Origin of the sequence: Thermomonospora cellulosilytica (assembly GCF_014138835.1) — a bacterium.
Lineage (GTDB): Bacteria > Actinomycetota > Actinomycetes > Streptosporangiales > Streptosporangiaceae > Thermomonospora > Thermomonospora amylolytica.
The window spans coordinates 1,269,394-1,292,998 of the sequence record NZ_JACJII010000001.1 but is presented as its reverse complement, the minus strand read 5'-3'; the positions used below and the strand labels follow the sequence as shown (position 1 = coordinate 1,292,998).

The 23,605-nt window shown below is 71.4% G+C and carries 19 protein-coding genes and 1 pseudogene; 6 read left to right on the top strand and 14 right to left on the bottom strand.

The window, feature by feature from the left end; genetic code table 11:
• Nucleotides 1–485 precede the first annotated feature (485 nt).
• Nucleotides 486–611: a hypothetical protein gene (locus HNR21_RS35905; RefSeq protein WP_267898971.1), complete on the top strand. Its 126-nt coding sequence runs from the start codon at nt 486–488 to the stop codon at nt 609–611.
• Nucleotides 612–727: 116 nt separating this feature from the next.
• The gene (locus HNR21_RS06270) at nt 728–1,849 is read left to right on the top strand and encodes a suppressor of fused domain protein (RefSeq protein WP_182704433.1); all 1,122 of its coding nucleotides are present in this window, start codon (nt 728–730) and stop codon (nt 1,847–1,849) included.
• Between the two features lie 19 nt (nt 1,850–1,868).
• Here the strand turns inward: HNR21_RS06270 and HNR21_RS06265 are convergent, their stop codons facing one another.
• From HNR21_RS06265 to HNR21_RS06235, 7 genes are all read right to left on the bottom strand, one after another.
• Nucleotides 1,869–2,063: a hypothetical protein gene (locus HNR21_RS06265; protein WP_182704432.1), complete on the bottom strand. Its 195-nt coding sequence runs from the start codon at nt 2,061–2,063 to the stop codon at nt 1,869–1,871.
• Between the two features lie 99 nt (nt 2,064–2,162).
• Complete coding sequence (locus HNR21_RS06260) at nt 2,163–2,780, bottom strand: dihydrofolate reductase family protein (RefSeq protein WP_182704431.1); 618 nt, start codon at nt 2,778–2,780, stop codon at nt 2,163–2,165.
• Between the two features lie 62 nt (nt 2,781–2,842).
• Nucleotides 2,843–3,871 (bottom strand): sigma-70 family RNA polymerase sigma factor, encoded by a 1,029-nt coding sequence (locus HNR21_RS06255; protein WP_182704430.1) that lies wholly within the window; start codon nt 3,869–3,871, stop codon nt 2,843–2,845.
• A gap of 45 nt (nt 3,872–3,916) precedes the next feature.
• The gene (locus tag HNR21_RS06250; protein ID WP_119726490.1) at nt 3,917–4,303 is read right to left on the bottom strand and encodes a hypothetical protein; all 387 of its coding nucleotides are present in this window, start codon (nt 4,301–4,303) and stop codon (nt 3,917–3,919) included.
• A 147-nt stretch (nt 4,304–4,450) separates the two neighbouring features.
• On the bottom strand, nt 4,451–6,124 hold the full coding sequence (locus HNR21_RS06245; protein ID WP_182704429.1) for a glycerol-3-phosphate dehydrogenase/oxidase: 1,674 nt from the start codon (nt 6,122–6,124) through the stop codon (nt 4,451–4,453).
• Nucleotides 6,125–6,229: 105 nt separating this feature from the next.
• Nucleotides 6,230–7,747 (bottom strand): glycerol kinase GlpK, encoded by a 1,518-nt coding sequence (gene glpK / locus HNR21_RS06240; protein ID WP_182704428.1) that lies wholly within the window; start codon nt 7,745–7,747, stop codon nt 6,230–6,232.
• A gap of 44 nt (nt 7,748–7,791) precedes the next feature.
• On the bottom strand, nt 7,792–8,658 hold the full coding sequence (locus HNR21_RS06235; RefSeq protein ID WP_182704427.1) for an MIP/aquaporin family protein: 867 nt from the start codon (nt 8,656–8,658) through the stop codon (nt 7,792–7,794).
• Between the two features lie 250 nt (nt 8,659–8,908).
• Here HNR21_RS06235 and HNR21_RS06230 point away from each other — a divergent pair, with 250 nt between their 5' ends.
• The gene (locus tag HNR21_RS06230) at nt 8,909–9,676 is read left to right on the top strand and encodes an IclR family transcriptional regulator (RefSeq protein ID WP_119726486.1); all 768 of its coding nucleotides are present in this window, start codon (nt 8,909–8,911) and stop codon (nt 9,674–9,676) included.
• A gap of 42 nt (nt 9,677–9,718) precedes the next feature.
• On the top strand, nt 9,719–11,320 hold the full coding sequence (gene glpK, locus HNR21_RS06225; protein WP_182704426.1) for a glycerol kinase GlpK: 1,602 nt from the start codon (nt 9,719–9,721) through the stop codon (nt 11,318–11,320).
• A gap of 222 nt (nt 11,321–11,542) precedes the next feature.
• On the opposite strand, the gene HNR21_RS06220 is transcribed toward glpK (HNR21_RS06225), so the two are convergent.
• Nucleotides 11,543–11,908 (bottom strand): hypothetical protein, encoded by a 366-nt coding sequence (locus tag HNR21_RS06220; protein WP_182704425.1) that lies wholly within the window; start codon nt 11,906–11,908, stop codon nt 11,543–11,545.
• Between the two features lie 20 nt (nt 11,909–11,928).
• Entirely contained in the window at nt 11,929–15,828 is a 3,900-nt protein-coding gene (locus HNR21_RS06215; protein WP_182704424.1) for a tetratricopeptide repeat protein, read from the bottom strand.
• Between the two features lie 366 nt (nt 15,829–16,194).
• On the opposite strand from HNR21_RS06215, the pseudogene HNR21_RS06210 reads away from it, so the two are divergent.
• Nucleotides 16,195–16,305: pseudogene (locus HNR21_RS06210) on the top strand (IS5/IS1182 family transposase); the annotation flags it as partial.
• Between the two features lie 761 nt (nt 16,306–17,066).
• Here HNR21_RS06210 and HNR21_RS06205 read toward each other — a convergent pair.
• Nucleotides 17,067–18,287, bottom strand: coding sequence for a CU044_5270 family protein (locus HNR21_RS06205; RefSeq protein WP_182704423.1), 1,221 nt, complete (start codon nt 18,285–18,287; stop codon nt 17,067–17,069).
• The gene (locus HNR21_RS06200; RefSeq protein WP_233358860.1) at nt 18,280–18,849 is read right to left on the bottom strand and encodes an RNA polymerase sigma factor; all 570 of its coding nucleotides are present in this window, start codon (nt 18,847–18,849) and stop codon (nt 18,280–18,282) included. Before HNR21_RS06200 ends, HNR21_RS06205 begins: the two co-directional genes overlap by 8 nt.
• Before the next feature lie 169 nt (nt 18,850–19,018).
• Here HNR21_RS06200 and HNR21_RS06195 point away from each other — a divergent pair, with 169 nt between their 5' ends.
• Nucleotides 19,019–19,501: a hypothetical protein gene (locus HNR21_RS06195; protein ID WP_182704422.1), complete on the top strand. Its 483-nt coding sequence runs from the start codon at nt 19,019–19,021 to the stop codon at nt 19,499–19,501.
• A 150-nt stretch (nt 19,502–19,651) separates the two neighbouring features.
• Here the strand turns inward: HNR21_RS06195 and HNR21_RS06190 are convergent, their stop codons facing one another.
• The 3 genes from HNR21_RS06190 to HNR21_RS06180 all read right to left on the bottom strand — a co-directional run bounded on the left by HNR21_RS06190 (nt 19,652) and on the right by HNR21_RS06180 (nt 23,451).
• Nucleotides 19,652–21,895, bottom strand: a complete 2,244-nt coding sequence (locus HNR21_RS06190) for a sulfatase family protein (RefSeq protein ID WP_182704421.1) — start codon at nt 21,893–21,895, stop codon at nt 19,652–19,654.
• Between the two features lie 303 nt (nt 21,896–22,198).
• Nucleotides 22,199–22,753, bottom strand: a complete 555-nt coding sequence (locus tag HNR21_RS06185) for a DUF4240 domain-containing protein (protein WP_182704420.1) — start codon at nt 22,751–22,753, stop codon at nt 22,199–22,201.
• A 125-nt stretch (nt 22,754–22,878) separates the two neighbouring features.
• A complete protein-coding gene (locus HNR21_RS06180) occupies nt 22,879–23,451 on the bottom strand; it encodes a DUF4240 domain-containing protein (protein WP_220500053.1) in 573 nt (190 codons plus the stop codon).
• Nucleotides 23,452–23,605: the final 154 nt, after the last annotated feature.

Sequence of the window (23,605 nt, the reverse complement as noted above, 5' to 3'; positions counted from 1 at the left end):
ACAGGTGTCCCGCTCCTGAAGAGCCGACTCAGACCCGCCCTTGCCTTGGTGGCCGGAGGCCGTCCGTCCGACAGGAACGGCTCACCCGAAGCGGCGTGGAGGCGGCGCACCCGGGTCGACGTCAGCGTGACAGCGGCGTGTCCCATGGCTGTCTGGTCGGGCTCTTCGCCGTTCCCGCCTCCGCGTGAGCCTCCACCACCAGGGTCTCCACCTGGCACCACAGCTCGTACTTGTGCGCGCCGCTCCAGACGCGCCCCATCTCCGGAAGGGTGTCGGCGCTGATGGGCGCGTCCGTCCCTACTCGCGGAGAACGGGGCCTCGGGGCGAGCGGCCGTGGGCTCAGAGCCCGAATGTGAACATCCTCGCCGGGACGAACACCTCGTGCCCGGTGTTGAACCGGACCCGGACTCCCGCCGCAGCCCGGACGGCGTCTCGCGGCCCGCCTTCTCCACGGCGAGCATCGCCTCGCGGGCCCGTTCCGGCTGGTGACGGTGAACCCCGCCCCGACGCCCCATCCCTGGACGACCGGCGGGGCCTGGACCGTCTACGCGGTGTGGACCCTGGTCGCAGCCGTGCTCGCCGTCATCGGAGTGCATCGGCGCGACCAGTGAGGCCGTTCCGGTCGTGGGAGCTGACGGGAACGGTCCGGTGGCCTCGTTCCGGTCACCGGGCCGCGCCACGGACAATACGATCTTCGTGCTCCCTGACCCCTTGTGGAAGGCATCACATGGCCACGCACTCCCAGCTCGTCCAGGTCTTCGGCGAGGAAGGGGTGATCACGCTCGACCGGGCCGACGTGGAGCCCCACGGCGTACGGCCCGAGGACGTCGAGGTGCTGTGCTCGGTCGGGATCCCGGTGACCGCCGACATCTTCTTCACCATGCAGGCGGACGGCCCGTACGAGGCCCTGACGCTGCTGGAGGCCGAGACGCAGGACCGGCCGGCGCGGCTGCTGATCCTGGGCCAGGGGTGCACCGACGACCGGATCCGGTACGCGATGGAACTGGAGAGCGGCAACGTCCTGCTCCTCGGCATGGAGGACGGCGAGCCCGACGGCCACGCCGAGACGATCAACACCACGCTCGACGCGTTCGTGGAGTTCCTCTACCGGATCGAGTTGCGCCGCATCGAGCTGGCCGGAGCCTCCGCCGAGGAGGCGCGCCCGTACACCGAGAAGCTCATCGCCGAGCTGAAGGCCCTGGACGAGCGCGCCCTCGATCCCGACACCCTGTGGGGAGGGGTGTTCGAGGCGCTCCTGGAGATGGGCGTGCCGGAGGCCCGCGAGGGCAGCCGCACGGCGATCGTGGCGGCCCTGCAGGCCCGCGTCCCCGACCCGCGGCCGCTGCGCTGGTCCACCGGAGCCTCGTTCGGCGAGGGTGTGCAGGAGCTGAGCGCCCACCGCGCGGACGGCCACTGGCTGCTGGTCACCCACGGGTTCAGCGACCTGGACGGCGTCCTGGACCTCGACACCGGGACCAGCGGCCTCGGCTTCGAGCTGACGATGCGGGTCCCCCGAGGCGACGAGGAGCTGCCGCCGGCCTGGGCACTGGAGACCCTGGGCAAGCTCGGCGAGTACGTCTTCAGCGAGGACGGCCGCCCCTTCGCCGACGGTCACCGGATGGGCGTCGCCGGCACCCTCGGCCCGGAGGGCGGCCGCCTGGGCGCTCTCGCCTTCGTCACCGACCCCCTGCTCGGCGGGATCGACGCCCCCAACGGCCGGGTCGAGTTCGTCACCGCCGTCGGCATCACCCGTGAGGAACTCGCCGAGGCCAAGGCCGCGGGCAACGACCTGGTCGTGGGCCGCCTCCGCGACGAGAACGGCCTGCCGATCACCGACCCCGCCCGCTGAATCCGCCCTCACTCGACGGTCAGGACCTCGTGCATTCCTTCGGCGGCGAGCAGGCGGCCGGTGTCGTGGTCCCGGGCCGTACCGGCATCAGGATCGCCTCCTCGTACCGGTGGGAACGGTTGACGACGACCTCGAAGCCGGGCGCCCGCAGGTAGGCGCGGACCCGCTCGGCGAACCGTTCGGCGCCGTAGACCGGATCCGCGATCACAGACAAGCCCGGGCAGCGCCCGTGACGGTGGCCTGGCGGCCCGGGCGTGCCCATCGGTCGTACGGACGCGGCCCGGGCCGTCAGCCACACCGAGGTCCGGGTTGGTCATGCGGTGGGCCTGTAGCGGAGGAGGACGTTGTCGGAGGCGTTGCGGTGGCGGGCCTCCATGAGGTGGAGGTGCGGGAGGGGGTGGTGGGGGTCGAAGGCGGGGGTGCCTGCGCCCAGGACGGCGGCGCCGACCATGAGGTACAGCTCGTCGACGAGGCCGGCGGTCAGCAGGGCGTTCCAGAGCGTGCGGCTGCCGAACACCAGGATGTCGCGGCCCGGCTGTTCCTTGAGCTTGGTGATGGTCCGGTGGGCGTCGGCGCGGCGGACGATGGTCGTGGTGTCGGTCCAGGGGGCGGTGTCGGCCTCGGTCAGGGAGTCGGAGACGACGACCTTGTGGATCTCGTTGTTGCGGCGGGCGATCTCCCGGTGCAGGTCGGCCGTGGTGGGGTCGGCGGCCACCGCCGGGGACAGGGCGGGGTCCTCGGCCACCGGCGGCCAGTAGGACTTGAAGCCCAGGTACGTCGTCGCGCCGAGCAGCAGGGTGTCGGCGGCGCGCAGCCGTTCCAGGTTGTGCTCGTCGAAGAAGCCGTCCATCGGCAGGGCCATGACGTCGCGGCCCGGGCCCTCGAAGTACCCGTCGAGCGAGACGATGGCGGAGACGATCAGCTTGCGCATGGTGCGTCCTTCGGGTCGGTGTCGGAACCGTCACCCGTTCAGAGACACCGGCGGGGGCGGATTCATCGGTCCGGCGGGAGGATTTCCGTGGGAACGGGGAAGCGGGCGACCACCTCGGGGTCGATGAATCCGGCGATCCACCGGATCCGCCCGTCCCGCAGGTTCAGCACGTTGACCGCGCCCAGCCGGAACCGTTCCCCGTCCCCCTGGTAGCAGGCGAATCCGGGCTGCCCGTTCACCGTCATCGGCACCAGCCGCCACGGCGTGGCGAACACCCGTTCGGCCAGGAACCGGCCCACGTCCCGGCGGCCGTCGAACCAGGCCGGCAGCGGCGGCATGGTGAACCGGGCGTCCTCGGCCAGCAGGTCCAGCAGGGCCGGGACGTCGGCCCGTTCCCACGCGGTCGCGAACGCCTCCACCAGCGCGCGCCGTCCGTCCGGTCCGAGTGCGGCCAGCTCGGCCTGCTGGGTGCGCCGGGGCGTCCGTTCCCGTACGGTCGCGCGGGCGCGTTGCAGCGCGCTGTTGACCGAGGCGGGCGTGGTGCCGAGGATCTCGGCGACCTCCACGGCGGTGAACCCGAGCACCTCGCGCAGGATCAGCACCGCCCGCTGGGTGCCCGGCAGGTGCTGCAGCGCGGCGACGAACGCCAGCTCGACGCTCTCCCGGCGCAGGTACGCCGCCGCCGGGTCGGACTCCTGGTCGGCGGTCAGGTCGTCGGGCCACGGCTCCAGCCAGACCGGCCCGGTCACCGGCTCCCCGAGATCGTGGACGTCGGAACGGGGCGGGCCGTGCTCGAACGACAGCATCCGGCGGGGCCGCCGGGCCGACAGGCGCAGGCAGACGTTGGTCGTGATCCGCAGCAGCCAGGTCCGCAGCGAGCTGCGCCCCTGGAAACCGGCCAGCCCCCGCCATGCCGCCACCAGCGACTCCTGGACGGCGTCCTCGGCGTCCTGGATCGAGCCGAGCATGCGGTAGCAGTGGGCGTGCAGCTCCCGGCGGTACCGCTCCACCAGCGACTCGAACGCGGTCTCGTCACCCTGTTGCGCGGCGGCCAGCAACCGCTCCTCGGATGTTCCCTCGGCCTCGGCCATGAGGCCATCATTCCGCCCGGCGCCCACAGAACACCCCGGACGGGTTCAGAGACCGAGCGCCGCGTTGCGCTGCGCGAAGGCCGCCTCCAGCAGGTGCCGCAGCTCGGGTCCCTGGACGACAGCGGAGTCCGGCGCCCGCCCGTACCGGAGCCGCGTGAGCACCCACAACTCCTTACGCCCGGCCTCCTCGGCGACCTGCTCGCCGAACTCGTGGGGAACGTCGTCCGGCTCCACGGCCCGGTAGGCCGCGAAGACGTCGGGAAGCCTCATCCCGTCCCCCTCGGGGGAGAAGAGTTCGGCGAGCTCCTCGGCGGACAGATAACGCCTCGAGTCGTTCCGCAACGAGAGGGCGAAGCCCAGGAAGTCACCGATGACCCCGTCCGGATCGTCGCTGACGTTGAAGATCGGCCCCTCGAGGCGAACGCTGCGCATGCCGACGTGGATACCAGAGATCCCCTCGTCACGAACGCCCCGGCGGCGGTCCCGGCCGACGTCCTCGTCGGCTCGACGGGGAACGTCATCTGGTGCGGATGGCCGTTCCCTTCCCTGAGCCGCCGGTGCGGGCCGTGTCCGAAGGGGTCATGCGGGGGTGGGGCAGATCGCCGGGTCGCCGGACGCCAGGTCGTCGTCGCCGCGTTCGGCCTGGACGTACCGCAGGTAGCGGTCGATCTCGCCGGTGAGGTCGGTGGTGTCCCAGCCCAGGTACGGGGCGATCAGCTCCGCGACGTGGTGGCAGGCCGCCCGGCCGCCGTCGCGTTCCTCCATGGTGACGCGCATGCGGCGGGACAGGACGTCCTCCAGGTGGAGGGCGCCCTCGTGGGTGACGGCGTACACGGCCTCGGCGCGCAGGTAGTCGGGAGCGCCCTCGATCGGCTCGCCCAGGGACGGGTCGCGGTCGATGAGCCCCAGCAGTTCCGGGGTGCACGCGCCGTACCGCTTGAGCAGGTGCTCCACCCGCGCGACATGGAGGCCGGAGTCGGCGGCCAGCCGGCGGCGCTCGTTCCACAGCACCTCGAACCCGACCGCGCCCAGGATCGGCAGGCGCGCGGTCACCGACGCGGGCACCGACGCCTCCAGGCCCTCGGCCGCGACGTCCACGGCGTCCTTGGCCATCACCCGGTACGTGGTGAACTTGCCGCCGGACACCACGACCAGGCCCGGAACCGGCTCGGCGACGGTGTGCTCGCGCGACAGCCGCGTGGTGTCGTCGGTCTCCCCCGACAGCAGGGGACGCAGCCCGGCGTACACGCCCACCACGTCCTCGCGGGTGAGCGGGATCCGCAGCAGCGTGTTGACCTCGTCCAGCAGGTAGTCGACGTCGGCCTCGTCGGCGACCGGGGCGTCGGGGTCCCGGTCCCAGGGGGTGTCGGTGGTCCCGATGATCCAGTGCCGGCCCCACGGGATGACGAAGAGCACGCTCTTGGCGGTACGGGTGATCAGGCCGGTGTTCAGCGGGATCCGGTCCCGGCGCACCAGCAGGTGGACGCCCTTGGACGCGCGCACGCTGAAGGGGGTGCGGGTGCCGGTCATCCGTCCCACGCCGTCGGTCCACACGCCGGTGGCGTTCACCACCCTGCGGGCCCGTACGTCGATGGTCCGCCCGCTCTCGGCGTCCAGCACCGACGCGCCGGTCACCCGTTCGCCCTCGCGCAGGAACCCGGTCACCTCGGCACGGGTCGCCACGCAGGCGCCGTAGTGCGCGGCGGTACGGGCGACCATCATCGTGTAGCGGGCGTCGTCCACCTGCGCGTCGTAGTACTGGATGGCGCCGACCAGGGCGTCGGGGTGCAGCGCCGGGGCCTCGCGGAGCGCGCCGCTCCTGGTGAGCTGGCGGTGCCGCGGCATGACCCGCGAGCCGCCCATCGTGTCGTAGAGGGTGACGCCCGCGCCGACGTAGCAGCGTTCCCACAGGCGGTGGCGCAGCGGGTACAGGAACGGGACGGGCCGGACCAGGTGCGGCGCCAGCCGGGTCAGGAGCAGGGAGCGTTCCCGCAGGGCCTCACGGACCAGGCCGAAGTCGCGCTGTTCCAGGTAGCGCAGCCCGCCGTGGATCAGCTTGCTGGAACGGCTGGAGGTCCCCGACGCCCAGTCGCGGGCCTCGACGAGCGCGACCGACAGGCCGCGCGATATCGCGTCCAGGGCGGCCCCGGCGCCGACGATGCCGCCGCCGATCACCAGGACGTCGAACTCGGTGTCGGCCAGCCGCTGCAGGGTGGCCTCGCGGTACTGCGGTCCCAGGGGTACCGATTTCACTGCCTGCTCCTCAAGGGGACATTCGGGCGGAGGTGGGGCGGGGCCGGAGTGCTGGCTTCCGGCCCCGCCCCGGGGGCCTGGGGGTCGCCCCCCAGAGGTGACGGGTCAGGAGACGTCGACCCAGTCGAGGGTGCGCTGGACGGCCTTCTTCCAGCCGGCGTAGCCGCGTTCGCGCTGCTCGCCGTCCCAGGTGGGCGTCCAGCGGCGGTCCTCGTTCCAGTTCTTGCCGAGCTCCTCGGTGGACTTCCAGAAGCCCACGGCCAGGCCCGCGGCGTAGGCGGCGCCGAGGGCGGTGGTCTCGGCGACCACCGGGCGGGACACCGGAACGCCCAGGACGTCGGCCTGGATCTGCATGCACAGCTCGTTGGCGGTGACCCCGCCGTCGACCTTCAGCACGTCGAGGGCGACACCGGAGTCCTCGCGCATCGCCTCGACCACGTCGCGGGTCTGGTAGCAGATCGACTCGAGCGTGGCGCGGGCGATGTGGGCGTTGTTGTTGAAGCGGGACAGCCCGACGATGGCGCCGCGCGCGTCCGACCGCCAGTACGGGGCGAACAGCCCGGAGAACGCGGGGACGAAGTAGACGCCGCCGTTGTCCTCCGCCTGCCGGGCCAGGTATTCGCTCTGGGCGGCGCCGGAGATGATGCCGAGCTGGTCGCGCAGCCACTGCACCGCCGACCCCGTCACCGCGATGGAGCCCTCCAGCGCGTACACGGCGGGCTCGTCGCCGAACTGGTAGCACACGGTGGTGAGCAGGCCGTTGGAGGAGCGGACCAGTTCGGTGCCGGTGTTGAGCAGCAGGAAGTTGCCGGTGCCGTAGGTGTTCTTGGCCTGGCCGGGCGAGAAGCACACCTGCCCGACCGTGGCGGCCTGCTGGTCGCCGAGCGCGGCCGTGAGCGGCACCTCCCCGCCCAGCGGGCCGTCGGCGCGGGTGACGCCGTAGCCGCGGGGGTCCGACGAGGGGCGGATCTCCGGGAGCATGGCCCGGGGGATGCCGAACAGCGACAGCAGTTCGTCGTCCCAGTCCAGGGTCTCCAGGTCCATCAGCATGGTGCGGCTGGCGTTGGTCACGTCGGTGACGTGCACCCCGCCGTCGACGCCGCCGGTGAGGTTCCACAGCAGCCAGCTGTCGGTGGTGCCGAACAACGCGTCGCCCGCCTCGGCGGCCTCGCGGACCCCGTCGACGTTCTCCAGGATCCACTGGATCTTGCCGCCGGAGAAGTACGTCGCGGGCGGGAGACCCGCCTTGCGGCGGATCACGTCGCCGTGGCCGTCGCGGTCCAGCGCGGAGGCGATCCTGTCGGTGCGGGTGTCCTGCCAGACGATGGCGTTGTAGTAGGGCCGGCCGGTCCGGCGGTCCCAGACCACGGTGGTCTCGCGCTGGTTGGTGATACCGAGCGCGGCCAGATCGGAGTGCGTCAGGTTCGCCGTGTTGAGGGCGGTCTCGATGACGGCGCGGGTGCGCTCCCAGATCTCGGTGGGGTTGTGCTCGACCCATCCGGCGCGCGGCAGGATCTGCTCGTGCTCGAGCTGGTGGCGGGCGATCTCGTTGCCGCCGTGGTCGAAGATCATGAAGCGGGTGCTGGTCGTGCCCTGGTCGACGGCTCCGACGAAGTCGCTCATGGGGATTCGGTCCTCCTGACGGGGGTGGACGGGCGGGGTGATGCTCAGGCGGCCTCGGCGGGGACCCGGGTCGGGGCGGGCTCGGGCTCGACCGCGGGCGTGCCCGGAGCGGGCAGGAACCGTCCGACCAGTCCCTTGTAGAGGCCGGCGCCCAGCACGCCGCCCACCAGCGGGCCGATGATCGGGACCCAGAAGTACAGCTCGCCGTGCTGGTCCCGCCACGCCCCCTCGTATCCGGTGAGGAACGAGGCCAGCCGCGGCCCGAAGTCGCGGGCCGGGTTGATGGCGTAGCCGGCGTCGGTGCCCCAGGCGAACCCGATGGCCACCACGATCAGGCCGATCACCACCGGGGCCAGGTTGGCGGCGGGTCCGTCGTTGCGGGCGTCGGTGATCGCCAGCACCAGGAACAGCAGGATCGCGGTCCCGATGATCTGGTCGCGCAGCGCGCCCCAGGTGTCGATCGGCAGGGTGCCGTTGCCGGGCAGGGTGGAGAACACGCCCTGGGTCTTGATGGTGTGACCGGGATCGGCCGCGGCCAGGACCTCGCTGTAGTTCCAGCGGACGATCAGCGCGGCGACGAACGCGCCGAGGGTCTGGGCCAGCGCGTACGGGGCGACCTTGCGCCAGGGGAAGTCCTTGAAGACCGCCAGGGCGAAGGTGACGGCGGGGTTGAGGTGGGCGCCGCTGAGCCGGGCGGAGACGTAGATCGCCAGCGTGACGCCCAGGCCCCAGGCCCAGGCGATGGCGTCGTACTCGCCGATCTCGGCGGCGGCGACCTGGGCGACGACGCCGACCCCGATCAGGATGAGGATCATCGTCCCGGCGAACTCGGCCGCCACGGCGCCGAGCGTTCCGCCGGGGAAGGCGCCGGCGTCCGGGGGTGGTGCGGCGGGTTCCGCGGTCTTGCTCATGGCCTTGCCTCCTTGGCAGGAGTGGGGTGGTGGGAGGCCTCTCGATTGCCGAGGACGCTAGGCAGCGGAACCAGGGGGGTCAACGGACGGGTGTCGACAATGTCGAACACTTTCGCTGCAGACCGGCGGCCGTTACCCTCCCCGATATGCCCCAGATCACAGCGTTCGGGCAAAGTGACATGACTCTGGCGACGATGACGTGGGGTGTCGACATTGTCGGCACACTTCCTACGGTCCTAGGATCGGCCTCATGCCTGGACCGGTGCAGTCGATCGAGCGGGCCGCCGCCATCCTGCGGCTGCTGGCCAACAGCTCGGGGCTGCTGGGCGTCGGCGAGCTGGCCAGCTCCCTGGGGCTGGCGCGCGGCACCGTCCACGGCATCCTGCGCACCCTCGTCCGGGTCGGGTTCGTCGAACAGGACGAGGCCACCGGCAAGTACCGCCTCGGCGCGGCGCTGCTGCACCTGGGCACCAGCTACCTCGACGTCAACGAGCTGCGCTCGCGCGCCATCAACTGGGCCGACGCGCTGGCCGCCCGCAGCGGCGAGGCGGTGCGCATCGGAACGCTGCTGGACGGCAAGGTCCTGGTGGTCCACCACGTCTTCCGGCCCGACGACTCGCTGCAGGCCATGGACATCGGCACGCTGCTGCCCCTGCACGCCAGCGCCCTGGGCAAGGTCCTGCTCGCCTACGACGTCAACGCCGCCGCCGCGATCCGCGGCACCGAGCTGGAGTCGTTCTGCCGGCGCACCATCACCGACCACCGCTCCCTCTCCCGCGCCCTCACCCGGGTCCGGGAGCAGGGCTGGGCGGCCGAGGTCGAGGAGATCGCCCTGGGCGAGGCCTCCATCGCCGCGCCGATCCGCGGCTACGGCGGGCTGGTCGTCGGCGCGATCGGGATCTCGGGCGCGGTCGAACGGATCTGCGACGCCCGCCGCGTCCCCCAGCCCGCCCTCGTCGGCTACGTCCGCGACGCCGCCCGGGCGGTCTCCCGGGATCTGGGCGCCTCCCGTTGGTAGCCCGCAGCCCCTGCCCGCACGGTCCGGAAGGGCGGTGCACCCATGACCGAGCGTTATGTCATGTCCATCGACCAGGGCACGACCTCCACCCGCTGCATCCTGTTCGACCACCAGGGACGCCTGGTGTCGGTCGCGCAGCGCGAGCACCGCCAGCACTTCCCCAAACCGGGCTGGGTGGAGCACGACGCCCTGGAGATCTGGCGCAACCTGGAACGCATCGTGCCCGAGGCGCTCGCCCAGGCGGGCGTGACCCCGGCGCAGGTCGCCGCCGTCGGCATCGCCAACCAGCGGGAGACGACCGTGCTGTGGGACCGGGTCACCGGAGCCCCCGTCGGCCGCGCCATCGTCTGGCAGGACACCCGCACCGACGGCCTGGTCGAGCGGATGGGGGACGCGCCCGGCGTCGACCTGATCCCCGAACGCACCGGCCTGCCGCTGGCCACCTACTTCTCCGCGCCGCGCATCCGCTGGCTGCTGGACCACGTTCCCGGCCTGCGCGGACGCGCCGAACGCGGCGAGGTGCTGTTCGGCACCATGGAGAGCTGGCTGATCTGGAACCTCACCGGCGGTGTCGACGGCGGCGTGCACGTCACCGACGTCACCAACGCCGGCCGCACCCTGCTCATGGACCTCAAGACCCTGGCCTGGGACGAGGACCTGCTGGCCTTCTTCGGCATCCCCGCCGCGATGCTCCCGCGGATCGGCTCCTCCACCGAGATCTACGGCACCGCCCGCCGGGTGATCCCGGGGGTGCGGATCGGCGCCGCGCTCGGCGACCAGCAGGCCGCCCTGTTCGGCCAGACCTGCTACAGCCCCGGCGAGACCAAGTGCACCTACGGCACCGGCGGCTTCCTGCTGATGAACACCGGCACCGAACCGGTCCGCTCGCAGAACGGCCTGCTCACCACCGTCGGCTACAAGATCGGCGACGAGCCGGCGGCGTACGCGCTGGAGGGCTCGATCGCCATCACCGGCGCGCTGGTCCAGTGGTTCCGCGACGGTCTGGGGCTGATCAGCACCGCCCCGGAGATCGAGACCCTGGCCCGCACCGTGGAGGACAACGGCGGCTGCTACATCGTCCCGGCGTTCTCCGGCCTGTTCGCCCCGCACTGGCGCAGCGAGGCCCGCGGCGTCATCGTCGGCCTCACCTCCTACATCACCAAGGGCCATCTGGCCCGCGCCGTCCTGGAGGCCACCGCCTGGCAGACCCGCGAGGTCGTGGACGCCATGAACCGCGACTCCGGCCTGCCCCTGCGGGAACTGAAGACCGACGGCGGCATGACCGCCGACAACCTGCTGATGCAGTGCGTCGCCGACGTCCTCAACGTCCCCGTGGTCCGCCCCATGGTGGTCGAGACCGTCTCCCTCGGCGCCGCCTACGCCGCCGGCCTGGCCGTCGGCTACTGGGCCGACCTGGAGGGCCTGCGCCGCAACTGGCACCGCGCCGCCCGCTGGGTCCCGGCCATGGACCCCGCCCGCCGCGCCCTCGAATACCACAACTGGAAACGCGCCGTCGAACGCTCCTTCGACTGGACCAGGACCGGCCCCGTCCCCGCCGAAGACCACGGCCCCACCTGCCCCACCCCCCAGGACCCGTCCTCGTCCGTCCGCCTGTCCCCCGACCAGAATCCACCCGTCCGCTGAGCCACACTGGCCTGCGTTGCGGATGCAGCCCGCCGCAGGTAGACAGGGCCTGCCTCACGGATTCCGGAGGGAATGCCTCCGGGCGTCCAGGGGGCGGGCTGCGTGGCGGCGACCCGCCGCTCCGGCACGGCTGCCGCGAATCGTCGGACACGGTCCAGTGACCACGGACGCATCACCGCCGCCGGGGAACGAACCGCCGGACGCCTTGCTCGCGGCGCTCGGTCAGGACAACGGCGGAGGCGGGTCGGCGGGCGCGGTGAGGGTTTCCTGAACGGTGACGGTGATGACGTTCCGCTGCTCGTCGGTCAGCTCATGCTCTTGCCGGATCTGGGTGATGACGGTACGGCTGACGTACTCCGGCGAGGGGTTGGAGGCCCTGCTCTTGAGGTCGTTGTAGATGGTCCAAGCCAGGGTGGCGGCGCTGACGATGAGGGAGGCGACGGCAACCGGGTCGGCGTACTGGTCGGGTCGGCGGTCTGAGTTCTGGGAATGAAGGGCGGCTTCGACATCGTCGGCGAGGCTAGGACCGTACTGGGAGGCGAGTCGCCGTGCGGCGGCGCGTGCGCCGTTCGCCATGGGATCGTTCATGGACCTCTCCTCGGGGCTGGTCATGGGTCGGGTTGCTGAACGAAATCGCTGATGGCCTGGGGGAGCGTCCGCCCGGTGACACGCTGCCATGCCTCCTGAAGAGCCGGCATCCCGAGCGCACGCGCCAGACGCTTGAGGTGAACAGGACCCGGGCCGGTGGCCGGATGGGGGAATTCCTCGAACAGGGCAACACACCTGATCACTGATTCGAGAGCCTGAGCCGACTGGCCACGGTCCTCAGCCAAAAGACCAAGCTGCCCGTAGCTGGCGGCCATGCCAGGTCGGTCGCCGAGCTCTTCTTTGATGGTCAGGGACCGGCGGTACCACTCCTCAGCCTCATCCCAGTCCCCCCGCTCCTGCGCAATGGTGCCAAGCTGGTGATAGCCAGCCGCCATGCCGAGCCGGTCACCGAGCTCTTCGTCGATGGTCAGGGACCGGCGGTACCACTCCTCAGCCTCATCCCAGTCCCCCCGCTCCTGCGCAATGGTGCCGAGCTGGTGATAGCTGGCGGCCATGCCGGGCCGATTACCGAGCTCTTCTTTGATGGTCAGGGACCGGCGGTACCACTCCTCAGCCTCATCCCAGTCCCCCCGCTCCTGCGCAATGGTGCCGAGCTGGTGATAGCTGGCGGCCATGCCGGGCCGATTACCGAGCTCTTCTTTGATGGTCAGGGACCGGCGGTACCACTCCTCAGCCTCATCCCAGTCCCCCCGCTCCTGCGCAATGGTGCCGAGCTGGTGATAGCTGGCGGCCATGCCGGGCCGATTACCGAGCTCTTCTTTGATGGTCAGGGACCGGCGGTACCACTCCTCAGCCTCATCCCAGTCCCCCCGATCCTGCGCGACCCTGCCGAGCTGGTGATAGCTAGTGGCCATGCCGGGCCGATCGCCGAGCTCTTCTTTGATGGTCAGGGACCGGCGGTACCACTCCTCAGCCTCATCCCAGTCCCCCCGCTCCTGCGCGACCCTGCCGAGCTGGTGATAGCTAGTGGCCATGCCGGGCCGATCGCCGAGCTCTTCTTTGATGGTCAGGGACCGGCGGTACCACTCCTCAGCCTCATCCCAGTCCCCCCAATCTTGCGCGACCATGCCGAGCTGATGGGTGGCGGTGGCGATGTGGTGACGTTGCCAGTTGGAGGGAGGTTGCCGACGGAGGGCGTTGAGGATGGTCAGGTGGATGTCGTGAGCTTGGTCGAGGCGACGGGCTTGTTGATGGCGGTTGGCTTCGCTACCTACGAGGAAAAGCCACAGGCTTCCGGCGGGGGTGGTGAGGTCGGGTGGGGTGCCATCGGGGTGTTCGAGGGCGAGGCGGGCTCGGTCGGTCCATGCCTGAGCTTCTTCGGTCAGTCCGCGAAAGTCCCAGTATTCATCGAGGGGTTGGACGATGTGTTGGGCGTGTTCCCAGTGCTGATGGTCGAGGGCGTAGCCGAGCATGTTGCCCAGGTTGCGGCGGTGCAGCTCAATCACCGCCAACGCCAGACTGGCGTCACCGCCTTGGATCTGCTGGAGCAGCCAGTGGCCGAGGGCGGCGTAGGCGTCCAGCAGGGCACGTGTGGCGGTGGCGTACTGGTCGGTGAAGGCGGTGAGGTGGTGGATGCGCCATTGGTCGGTCAGGTAGGCGGGCAAGGCCGGGTGGATGCGGTACATACCCCCGCCCAGCCGGGTCAGCAAACCAACCTCCGCCGCTCCATCCAGGATCTGCTCCCACTCCTCAGTGGCGCGGCCGTGGAACTGGGCGGGCACTCCCTCCACTTGCGACAGCAGTCCCAGGACGTCGACGTCGGTGATGCCGTGGAACAGGGCGACGGCGGTCAGGGCCTGCTGGTGGTCGGAGGGCAGGTGGGTGAAGGAATAGGCGATGCTGGCGGGCAGGGACGTGATGCGGTCGGTGCCGCCACGGCCGGGCAGGGGGGTGGTGCCGCGCAGGCCGGATAGCAAGGCGGCGGGGCCGGTGGTCTCCAGCTGGGGCAGGATGAGGCGCATGCTCAGGGGGTGGCCGTCCAGCCATTCCATGAGGTCGGCGAACGCCTTGCCCTGGCGGCGTGGTCGTGTGTCCGGATAGGGCTCCAGGAGGTAGTCGGCGTATTCGATCGCCTCGTCCTCGGTCAGGCCGCCGACCTCGATGCGGCGGAGGTCGCCCAGCCAGTCCTCGGGGGTGCGGCTGGTGATCAGGATGGAACTCTTGCCGGATCTGGCGACATGGTGCAGGAAGTCCTTCAGCTCCGCGCGGGCGACCTCGTCCAAGGCGGGGGTGGCGCCGGTGGGGTCGGGCAGAGTGTGCACCGTTTCGAAGTTGTCCCAGATCAACAACAGCCGATATTTGGCGAGCAGGTCCTTGATGATCCGGCGGCGTTGATCGGTGTCGGCCAGGGAGAAGCGGGGGCCGAAGACGCGCAGGCCGATGTTGTTGATGACGCCGTCCAAGCCGAAGGACGCCACACCCGGCTCGAAGGAGTGCCAGATGACGAAGTCCGGGCGGTCCACCCCGGCGGTGTCGCGCCACCAGCGGCCGAACGCCTTGGCCAGCTCGGTCTTGCCCGTTCCGCCGGGGCCGTGCAGGACCACCACGCGTTGCAGACGGGCGGCGGACTCCAGCAGGTAGAAGAGGTTGTCGCGGCCGACGAACGTGCCGACCGGGGCGAGGTCCTCCGTACTGGTCTCGTCGGGTCGTGCGTCGGGGTCGAGGTAGTGGTCGAGCATTTCGTCCAGCGACAGCGGCCCCGTGCGTTCGGCGCGGAGGTTGGGGAAGCGCACTTCTCGCCGCTGGTAGTGGACGGGGATCATCCAGTCCGCGAGGGGGAGCTTGCCCTTGGGGCTGGGGCGTTCATCCCTTAGGGCCAGGCGCCGGCGGCCTGCAGCGACGGCGCCGGCGACACGGTCACCGGCGAACAATCTCTCGTAGAAGGCGGTCATGAACTCGGCGGCGGCCACCGCGTACACGCTGTAGGCCATCGCCACCACCGACGCCGCTCCGTCCCGCACCAGGCGGGTGGCCACAGCGGCCTCGACTTGGGGGCCGATCTGGCCGGACTGGCAGGCGTTCAGCGCCACCACCGGCACCCGGCCCTCGGCCAGCACCTGCGCCACCCGTTCGGCGGGCACCGGGTCCTCACCGCCGCCGGGCTTTTCGAACACCAGCATCCCGCGCGGCACCGATCCCTGGTAGAAGGACGGGTCCCAGCCCGCCGGGACCTGACCGTTCCCGAACACCCCGTGGCCGTCGAAGTGCACGATCTGGAACGGCTCCCCGTTCCGGGCCGCCTCGACCAGCACCTGGCGCAGGTGCTCCAGGGTCGGCGGGCGCAGGACGACCAGATCGACGTTGCCGCGCACCGCATCGAGGCGTTCCAGCAGTGGGCGGGCGATCATCTGGTAGCCCACGTCCCGCTGCCCGGCCGGGCGAGAGATCACCATCAGCGCCCGCAGCCGTTCCCCACCGACCGAGAACGAGCCCGTCAGGTCGCGGGCGGGCAGGTAGCGAGTGACCGCGACGCCGTCGAGCGCGATCGGCCTGTCGCGTTCCGGGTCGCGCATCAGCTCCCACGGCATGCCCAGCCACCGCGCCGAGTCCGATCGGATCACCAGTTCGGCGCGGTCGCCGCGGGTCCGCACCGTTGCGTACGCCGCCCGCAGTTCCGGAGTCGAGAACACCGCGTTGAACAGCGCGTCGCCCCACTCCGGGAGCTTGGCGGCGATGTCGGCGCCCCGGTCGGAGTACACCCCGTAGGGGAGCCGCAGGTACTTCTCCAGGTACCAGCGCAGGTCCTCCAGCGCCTCGGCGTCCAGTGGCCAGTCCACCTGGATCCGCTCGCCCACCGGAGTCGGCTGTTCCTCCCCCGACAGCCACACCGACACCGCCATCGAGCCGTCCTCGGCGATGTCCACCACCAGCCGATCGGGATCCTCCAGCCGATCGGACACGGCCACCCCCACTCCGCCCTCAACCCCCGAGCGGACCAATACTTCTCGTCGCGCCGCAGTCCAGACTAGGCATTCTTACGACGCCACCACCGCAGAACGCACTACTCCTGAACTTATCGTACTTGCGCCGCCATATAGGACAGGTAATGCCAATATTCGGACACGTCCAAAACACCCGCCTGTAAACCGGCTCCGATAAAGAACCACAGGGCATCGTGAGATGCCGCTGGATGGCCGGTCTGGAGCGAGCCTGCGGAGCGCTCACGGCCGGAACGCCGTTCGCAACCCACCGGGCGAATGAGCGCGGGGAGCCGAGCCGCCGGTTAAGAGATCGTCTCGTTCGGCGTGATCGGTACTCCGCCGCTCGTGGTGATGGTCGAGCGGATGGTGCCGGACGAGTCGTGGGAGCTGTTCCAGCGGATGGCACCGCCCGTGCCGACGCGTCCGCAGGGCGGCGGCCGGCGACGGCACTGGGACTAAGTGATCATCGCTGGGCGGTGGCCGCCTGCTGGAAGTCGCCGAAAATCGGCCCTCGTTCAGGGCGGCCGGTCATCGAAATGTGAACGCCATTCGGATGAGAAGGGCCCGGACCGGTGCCGGCGCCGATCCGGGCCCTTCTCGTCCGAGGCAGAGATCGCCGCCGAAGCGCCTCACTCGTCTTGGCAGGCGCGTCGGTGTGGCCGACATGGTCACCTCGTCGGGACGACCACGGTCGCGACGGCCGTGCATGCAGTGTCGCTCAGTGAACCTTTCCCAACACCGATCTTCCTGCTCACCGACGTGCCGCTCACGTCCCTCCCCACTCTGGACCGGCCGCACGGCCCGCACCGCACCGCTCACCATGAGGTCCGGTCGTCCACTGTGCGGCCCCAGGGCCACGCGTTCGTCCCCCCACGCTCTGGACCGGCCGCGGCCCGCACCGCACCGCCCGCCATGGGGCCCGCTGCACGGCCCCAGGGCCACGCGTTCGTCCCCCCACGCTCTGGACCGGCCGCGGCCCGCACCGCACCGCCCGCCATGGGGCCCGCTGCACGGCCCCAGGGCCACATGTTCGTCCCTCCCCCACGCTCTGGACCGGCTGCGGCCCACACCGCACCGCCCGCCACAGGGTCCGGTCGCCCGCTGCGCCGGGGTCTCAGGGCCACGTGTTGGAGAGGGTCAGCGGCCCTGGTGGCCCCGATGCCTCCGGCCGGTGCCGCGTCCCCGTTCAACAGACGGCACCGGCCGGGGGCGGTGGGTCAGCGGGGCTCGCTGTCGGTCCACTCCGCGACCACGTACGCCTCGTACATCGAGACCTCGCCGGGCTTGTGGAAGCGGTCGGGCTGGTTGTCGACCGTCAGGCGGCGCGGCCTGCCGTTGTCGCCGGGTGGCAGTTCCCGCGAGCCCTTCGGCGGGGTCGCCACGAGGTCCTGGATCGCCAGCAGGGTGCCGCGGGAGGGGTCGATGATCCACTGCCGCCGGTACGTGCCGAGCTGCTTGGGCGCGCTGTAGAGGCCCAGCGGGACGGTCGTCTCCAGCGGCAGGGACACCACCGTGCCGGTGCGGCCCAGCGGGTCGGTGCCCTTCCCCTCGACCTTGACGCCCGGAAGCCCCGCCAGCATCTTGAACGCCGCCGCCCGCACCGCCGGCGGGACGGGCTGGTCGCCCAGCAGACCGCCGGCCACATCGCTCAGCGCCCGGACCCGTTCCGCGCCGCTCAGCGCACGGATCGGCTCGTTCCGGCGCTCCTGCGAGAAGTCCTTCGAGTAGGCGCGCCACTCGCCCTTGAGGTCCAGCAGGACGTTCTCCAGCGCCTTGGGATCGGTGGGCAGCTCGGCGAGCTGCGCTGCGGTCAGGCCGTGGAAGTTGTAGACCTCCCCCTCTGGGAACAGCGACATCGGCGCCCGGCCGGTGAACGGCTTGACGTACAGGGACACCGTCACTCCGTCGGCGTCCGGGGTCTCGATCCGCATGGGGGACCCGGCCTCCCGCCACTTGCGTTCGTCCTCGGGGGTCACCGGGCGGGCCGGCCGGTCGCTCATGAAGGCGCGACCCTGACCGTTGCGATCCACCCAGGTCTCGAACTCCTGCCCGGTGTCCACCTTGTAGTGGTCGGCGGCGGTCCTGCCGACCGCGAACACCCGCCCGGTGAGGCGCTTGGTGTGCCAGTACCTGCCGTCCGGCGCCTTCTCCGCGTTCGCGGCGGCCACCAGTAGCGCGTTGCCGCCGTGAACGGTCGCCTGCGCGCCGGGACCGCCGGGCGTCCGCTCGTTCGACGCCAGGGTGACCACCGTCACGGACGCCGCGGCCACGGCCGTCGCGGTCACCAGGCTGAGCAGCGGCACCCTGAAACGGCTGCGGCGCGGGACGGCGGGCGCGGACGGCGCCGACCGCCAGTCGATGCGCTCGGCCAGCCGTTCCGGGGTCTCCTGCTGGGCCAGGGCGGTGCGCACCTGCCGCAGGGCGTCGATCTCATCCATCGTTCGTCTCCTCGGGAAGGGCCTTGCGGAGCTTCGCCCGGGCCCGGTGGATCTTGGCCTTCACGGTGCCGAGCGGCAGGTCCAGGGCCGCCGCGATCTCGGCGTACGACAGCTCGCCCCACGCCAGCAGCAGGACCACGTCCCGGTCCTGCGCGCTCAGCCCGGCCAGCGCCTTGGCCAGGCGCGGCCCGAGCGCCGCGGCCGACGCGCGTTCGCTGGCCAGTTCGGCGACGCCGTCCACGGCGGGGTCGACCCCGGTCCGGGCGAACGCCCGGTACATGCGGCTCTCCTGCCGGTGATGCCTGGCGATGACCTTGCTGGTGATCCCCCACAGCCACGCGCCGAACGCCGCCCGCCCGTCGAACCGCTCCCGCTGCCGGAACGCCGTCGCGAACGCCTCCGCCACCACGTCGTCCGCCAGCCCCGGCCCGAGCCGCCGCTTCACATAGGCGTGCAACCGCGGCGCGTGGCGGCGGAACAGTTCCCCGAACGCCTCGGGCTCCCGTACGGACGCGGCGACGATCTCCTCGTCGTCGAGCCGCTGCCCCGGGGGGCGGCTCACCGCTTTCGCCGGAGCCATGGACCGGTACGTCCCTTCATGGGTGCCTCCTCCGATGTCCGGATGCCAACACCCCCTCTATCCCGACCCCCGCCTCCCGGTTGCCGCCCGTCCGGAACGACCGTCTCGCACGGTGAGGCTTTGTCGGCAGGGGTCGCTACGGTGCGGCGGCATGGGGACATGGGGTGCGTTCATCGCGCATCGGGACCTCGTGGAACTCCTGGAGAGCAGGCCGGACGCCGAGCCGTGGGGAGAGCCGCTGCCGGGCTGGGTGGTCGGCTTCGACCACCCCGGTGAGGAGTACGACCTGGGTCAGGTGCCGGGGCCTGCGCTGGGGGCCGCCGTCTTCGACAGCGACTTCGCCATGGTCACGGCGGCGTTCAACGGCGTTCCCGCGTGGAGCCTGGCGCTGCACGAGGCCACCGCCGCCGACTACGGCCTTCCCGTCCCCGCCGTGCCGGCGGCCGAGGACACCGCTCTGCACGACCGGATCGCGGCATGGACGGCCGCCGCGGGATCGGTGCCGCTGGATCGTGACGCGCTCAGACGGGTGCTCACCGGCGGGTACGTGTTCGCCGACGATGCGCTGGCCGACCTGATGCACGTCCTGGGCATCGCGCACCGGCCCGACGATCCGCCGATGAGCCGGGGATGACCTTGATGCACCGGCCGGTCCGCCGCCGGGCACGGCCACGTCCCGGAGCAGCCGCCCGCCGTACGCCCGGCCGTGCCGGACGGCGGTCACGGGATGCGGTGACGAGTGGGTCCGAGGGCCGCCGGGTGGAGGGGGTTCTGTGCGGGCCGGTCAGCGGGAGGTGGAGGTGACGTGGTGGACGAAGGCGTCGGCCCAGGACGTGTGGTTGAAGCTGTTGCCGCTGTCGGCCTGCCGGACGACCAGGCGTAGGAGGCGGGCTCCGGTGATGTCGACGTCCACCGGGCGGGGGCCGCTGGCGGCGCGGAGGACGCCGCTGTCGAAGACCTTGGTGTCGTCGGCCCAGACCTCGGCGATCACGTTGCCCCGGGAGCTCTGGCGGGCGGAGAAGTCGTCGATGCCGACGAGCGCGGTGAAGCGGGTGCACTTCGCGCCCAGGTGGTAGACGACCTCGGACGGGGAGTGGACGCCCAGGCCCTTGGCGTGGACGGTGCCGCCGAAGCTGATCGGGGTGCCGTCCCCGGCGGCGGCCTTGCCGTTGCTGGTGTCCAGCTCGACGGGCCCCCAGCCGTTCACCGCGCTCAGCCAGGTCAGATCGCTGAGGTAGGCGTCGCCGGCCGGGGGCGGCGGCGGGGGCGCGAAGGTCCGTCCGGTGCCGAAGCGGAGCGGAACGTCGCCCACCGTGCAGTGGGCCGTCACGGTCAGGCGCCATTCGGCGGCGGTCGTCGTCTCCGGCACGGTGACCTGCCATTCCGCCCGTGCCCGCTCGCCGGGGGCCGGCCGGCCGAAGCCCCGGCGGACGGGCCGTACCGACCAGTCGGCGGGCACGTCGAGCCGGAGCCGTGCGCCGTCCCAGGGACGGTCCGAGCCGTTGGCGAGCGCGCCGGTGATCGTGTACGGAACGCCCGGGAGCAGGATGTCGGGAGCCTCGAGCAGGAGGCCGAACGGCTCGCGTTCGTAGGAGTCGGCCCAGGAGCTTCGCATCAGCCCGACCAGACGGGCGACGACCGCCGGGTGGGCGGCGGCGACGTCGGTGGTCTCGCCGAGGTCGGACCGCAGGTCGTACAGCTCGACCTGCCACTGGTCGTCGGGGACGGCGCGGTCCTTGCCGGGGGCGAAGCGGACCGCCTTCCAGTCGCCCTGCCGTACGGCCTCGGCGGCGCGGGAGATGCGTCCGCCGTCGGTCCGGTTGGCGCGGGAGGTGACGCCGTTGTCGAGGCGGTACCAGTACAGGTGGCCGGGTGCCGCCGCGCCGCCGGAACGTCCGTTCAGCAGGGGCGCGACCGACAGGCCGTCGATGTCGCGCGGCGCCGGGACGCCGGCCAGTTCGGCGAGCGTGGGCAGCAGGTCGATCTGCTGGGTGGGCCGGTCGGTGGTGCCGGGGCGGATCCGGCCGGGCGACCAGGCGATCAGCGGCACCCGGACGCCGCCCTCGTACAGGTTGCGCTTGTAACCGCGCAGCGGCCCGTTGGCGTCGAACCGGTCGGGGTTGAACCCGCCCTCCTCGTGCGGCCCGTTGTCGCTGGTCAGCAGAACGACCGTGGAGCCGGCCAGGCCGTGCTCGCGCAGCGCGTCGAGGATCGACCCCACGTATCCGTCCAGGCGGGTGACCTGGGCGGCGTGCCCCTTGTCGGCCGCGGGCCAGGACTGGTCGCCGTACGGGTCGGTGCTCGGCACGTCGCTGGGGGCGTGCGGCAGGTTGGGGGTCAGGAACAGCAGGAACGGCTCGCCCTGGTGGGCCTGGATGAAGTCGAGCGCCCGATCGCGGAAGAGGTCGGGGGCGAAGGCGCCCTTGTTGTCGTCGGCGTTCTCCGGCAACTGCACCCTGTCGCCGTTGTGCCACAGGTAGGCCGGGTAGTAGTCGTGGGCGTGCCCGTGGGTGATGTAGCCGTAGAACTCCTCGAAGCCCCGGGCGTTCGGGTGGCTGGCCTGGTCGGGCTGCTCGGGCCCGAAGCCCCACTTGCCGATGCAGGCGGTGCGGTAGCCGCGGGCGCGCAGGACCTCGGCGAACGTGGTGTCGCCGTCGCGCAGTGCGATGGAGGCCGGGTCTCCGGCGGGGTTGCGCCGTACGCGGGCGTGCCCGGAGTGCAGGCCGGTCAGCAGGGAGCACCGTGAGGGGGCGCAGACGGGACCGGCCGCGTAGGCGTCGGTGAAGCGCAGGCCCTCGGCGGCCAGCCGGTCGATGTTGGGGGTGCGGATCAGTTCCTGCCCGTACGCGCCGAGTTCGCCGTAGCCGAGGTCGTCGGCGAGGATCACGACGAAGTTGGGGAGCCTTGGGTCCGTGCCCGTGCCGTTGCCGGGCCGGGCGGCCGCGGGCACGGACGCCGGGAGGGAGGGCAGCGCCGCCGCCCCGAGCGCCAGGGCGGAGCCCGCGAGGAAACGACGGCGGCTGGTCATGCGGGTGTTCCTTCCCATCTCGGCCCCGGCAGGGCACTTCGAAGATCGGCTCGAACGAGCCTGCCCATAATTTCCAAGTAAGTCAACCAAATTAATAGGGAATATGCGGAGACATTTCACCCGGCCGGGACGCGGAGGTTCAAAGGCGCGAGCTCAGCCTTGGGCGAGCCACAGGCTGATGAGGCCGCCCGCCGCCAGGGCGCCGAGGAGCCCGGACAGGGTGACCTGGCGGGGAGCCCGTCCACGCGCGAACCTTCGGACGGGTCCGCAGGAGGAACGCCCGGCGCCCGGCACGGTCGTCCGTCATCCGGGCAGGAACATCTCCGCCAGGCGGGGCAGGCGCTTGCGCATCTCGGCGTCGTCCTCGAAGTCGAACTCCTCGCCCATGTCGGAGTCGGTCTCCTCGAGGCCATGAGCGGTCTTGTACTCGTCGACGGCGTCGTAGAAGTCGCAGTCGTCCTTGCCGGTGACCCGTTCGTACGCCTCACATGCCGCTTCACCGACCGCCCCGTGGAACACCTCGACGTCGGCGTCCCCGGCCGCGGCCTGGGCCACCACCGGGTGGTCGGCCAGGGCGTCGGGTGACCGGGCCACGCGTTCATACCACTCGCGGCCGAGAGCGATGAGACCCGCACGGAAGTCGATGAAGGCATCGTCGGTGCAGCCCCCGAGAATCAGGGAGGCGGCGGCCACCATGTCCCACCGGCACACCACCCCGTCCACCTCGTCGAAGCGGGCCTGGAACGCCAGGATCTCCTCCTCGGAGCGTTCCGCCAGCCGATCCACCAGCGCCTCGTGGAACGGCCTGCCGTCCGCGCGCGCAGCCTCGACGATGCCCCAGAACTCGTCCACGTTCACGACCGTCACTCTGCCATCAACGCGGACAAACCTCGAGAACCACGCTTAACAGTCCCTTGCCGGAGTGCGCCGCCGGCCGGGAGTTCGTCGATCCTCCGGCAGGGAAATCCCAGCGTTCCGGGGTGTCAGCCGGGCAGGAACAGTTCCGCCAAACGGGGGAGACGCCTGCGCATCTCCGCGGCGTCGCCGAAGTCGAAGGCCTCGCCCATACCGCTCTCGCGCTCCTCGATACCGTGGGCGGCCCGGTACTCGTCGACGGCGTCGTAGAAGTCGCAGGTCTCCTTGCCGGTGACCCGTTCGTACGCCTTGGCCGCCGCGTAACCGGCCACCTCGTAGAACACGGGATAACCGCCGTCAGCCGCAGCCCGGATCACTGCCGGGTGCTCCACGAGGTCGTCGGGTGATCGGGCCACGCGCTCGAACCATTCGCGTCCCAGGGCGATGAGCCCCTCCCGGAAGTCCATGAAGGAGTCGTCCGAGCAGCCGCCGCCGATCAGGTAGGCGGCGGCCCACACATCCCATCGGTACACCGTCCCGCGCACCTTGTCGGAGCAGGTCTGGAACGCCAGGATCTCCTCCTCGGAGCGTTCCGCCAGCCGGTCCTCCAGCGCCTCGTGGAACGGCCTGCCGTCCGCCCGCGCCGCCTCCACGATGCCCCAGAACTCGTCCACGTTCACGGCGGTCACTCTGCCACCCATTCGGACGATCCTCCAGAACCGGGCTTGACCGGCCCTCGCCGGAGAACACCGCCGACCGAGAACGCGTTCGTCCGCCTCCGGCAGGAGGAGCCTTAGCGCTCTCTGGGCGGCACTTGGGCGGGACGGTTACGCCGGGCGCGGGAAACGCCCGCGC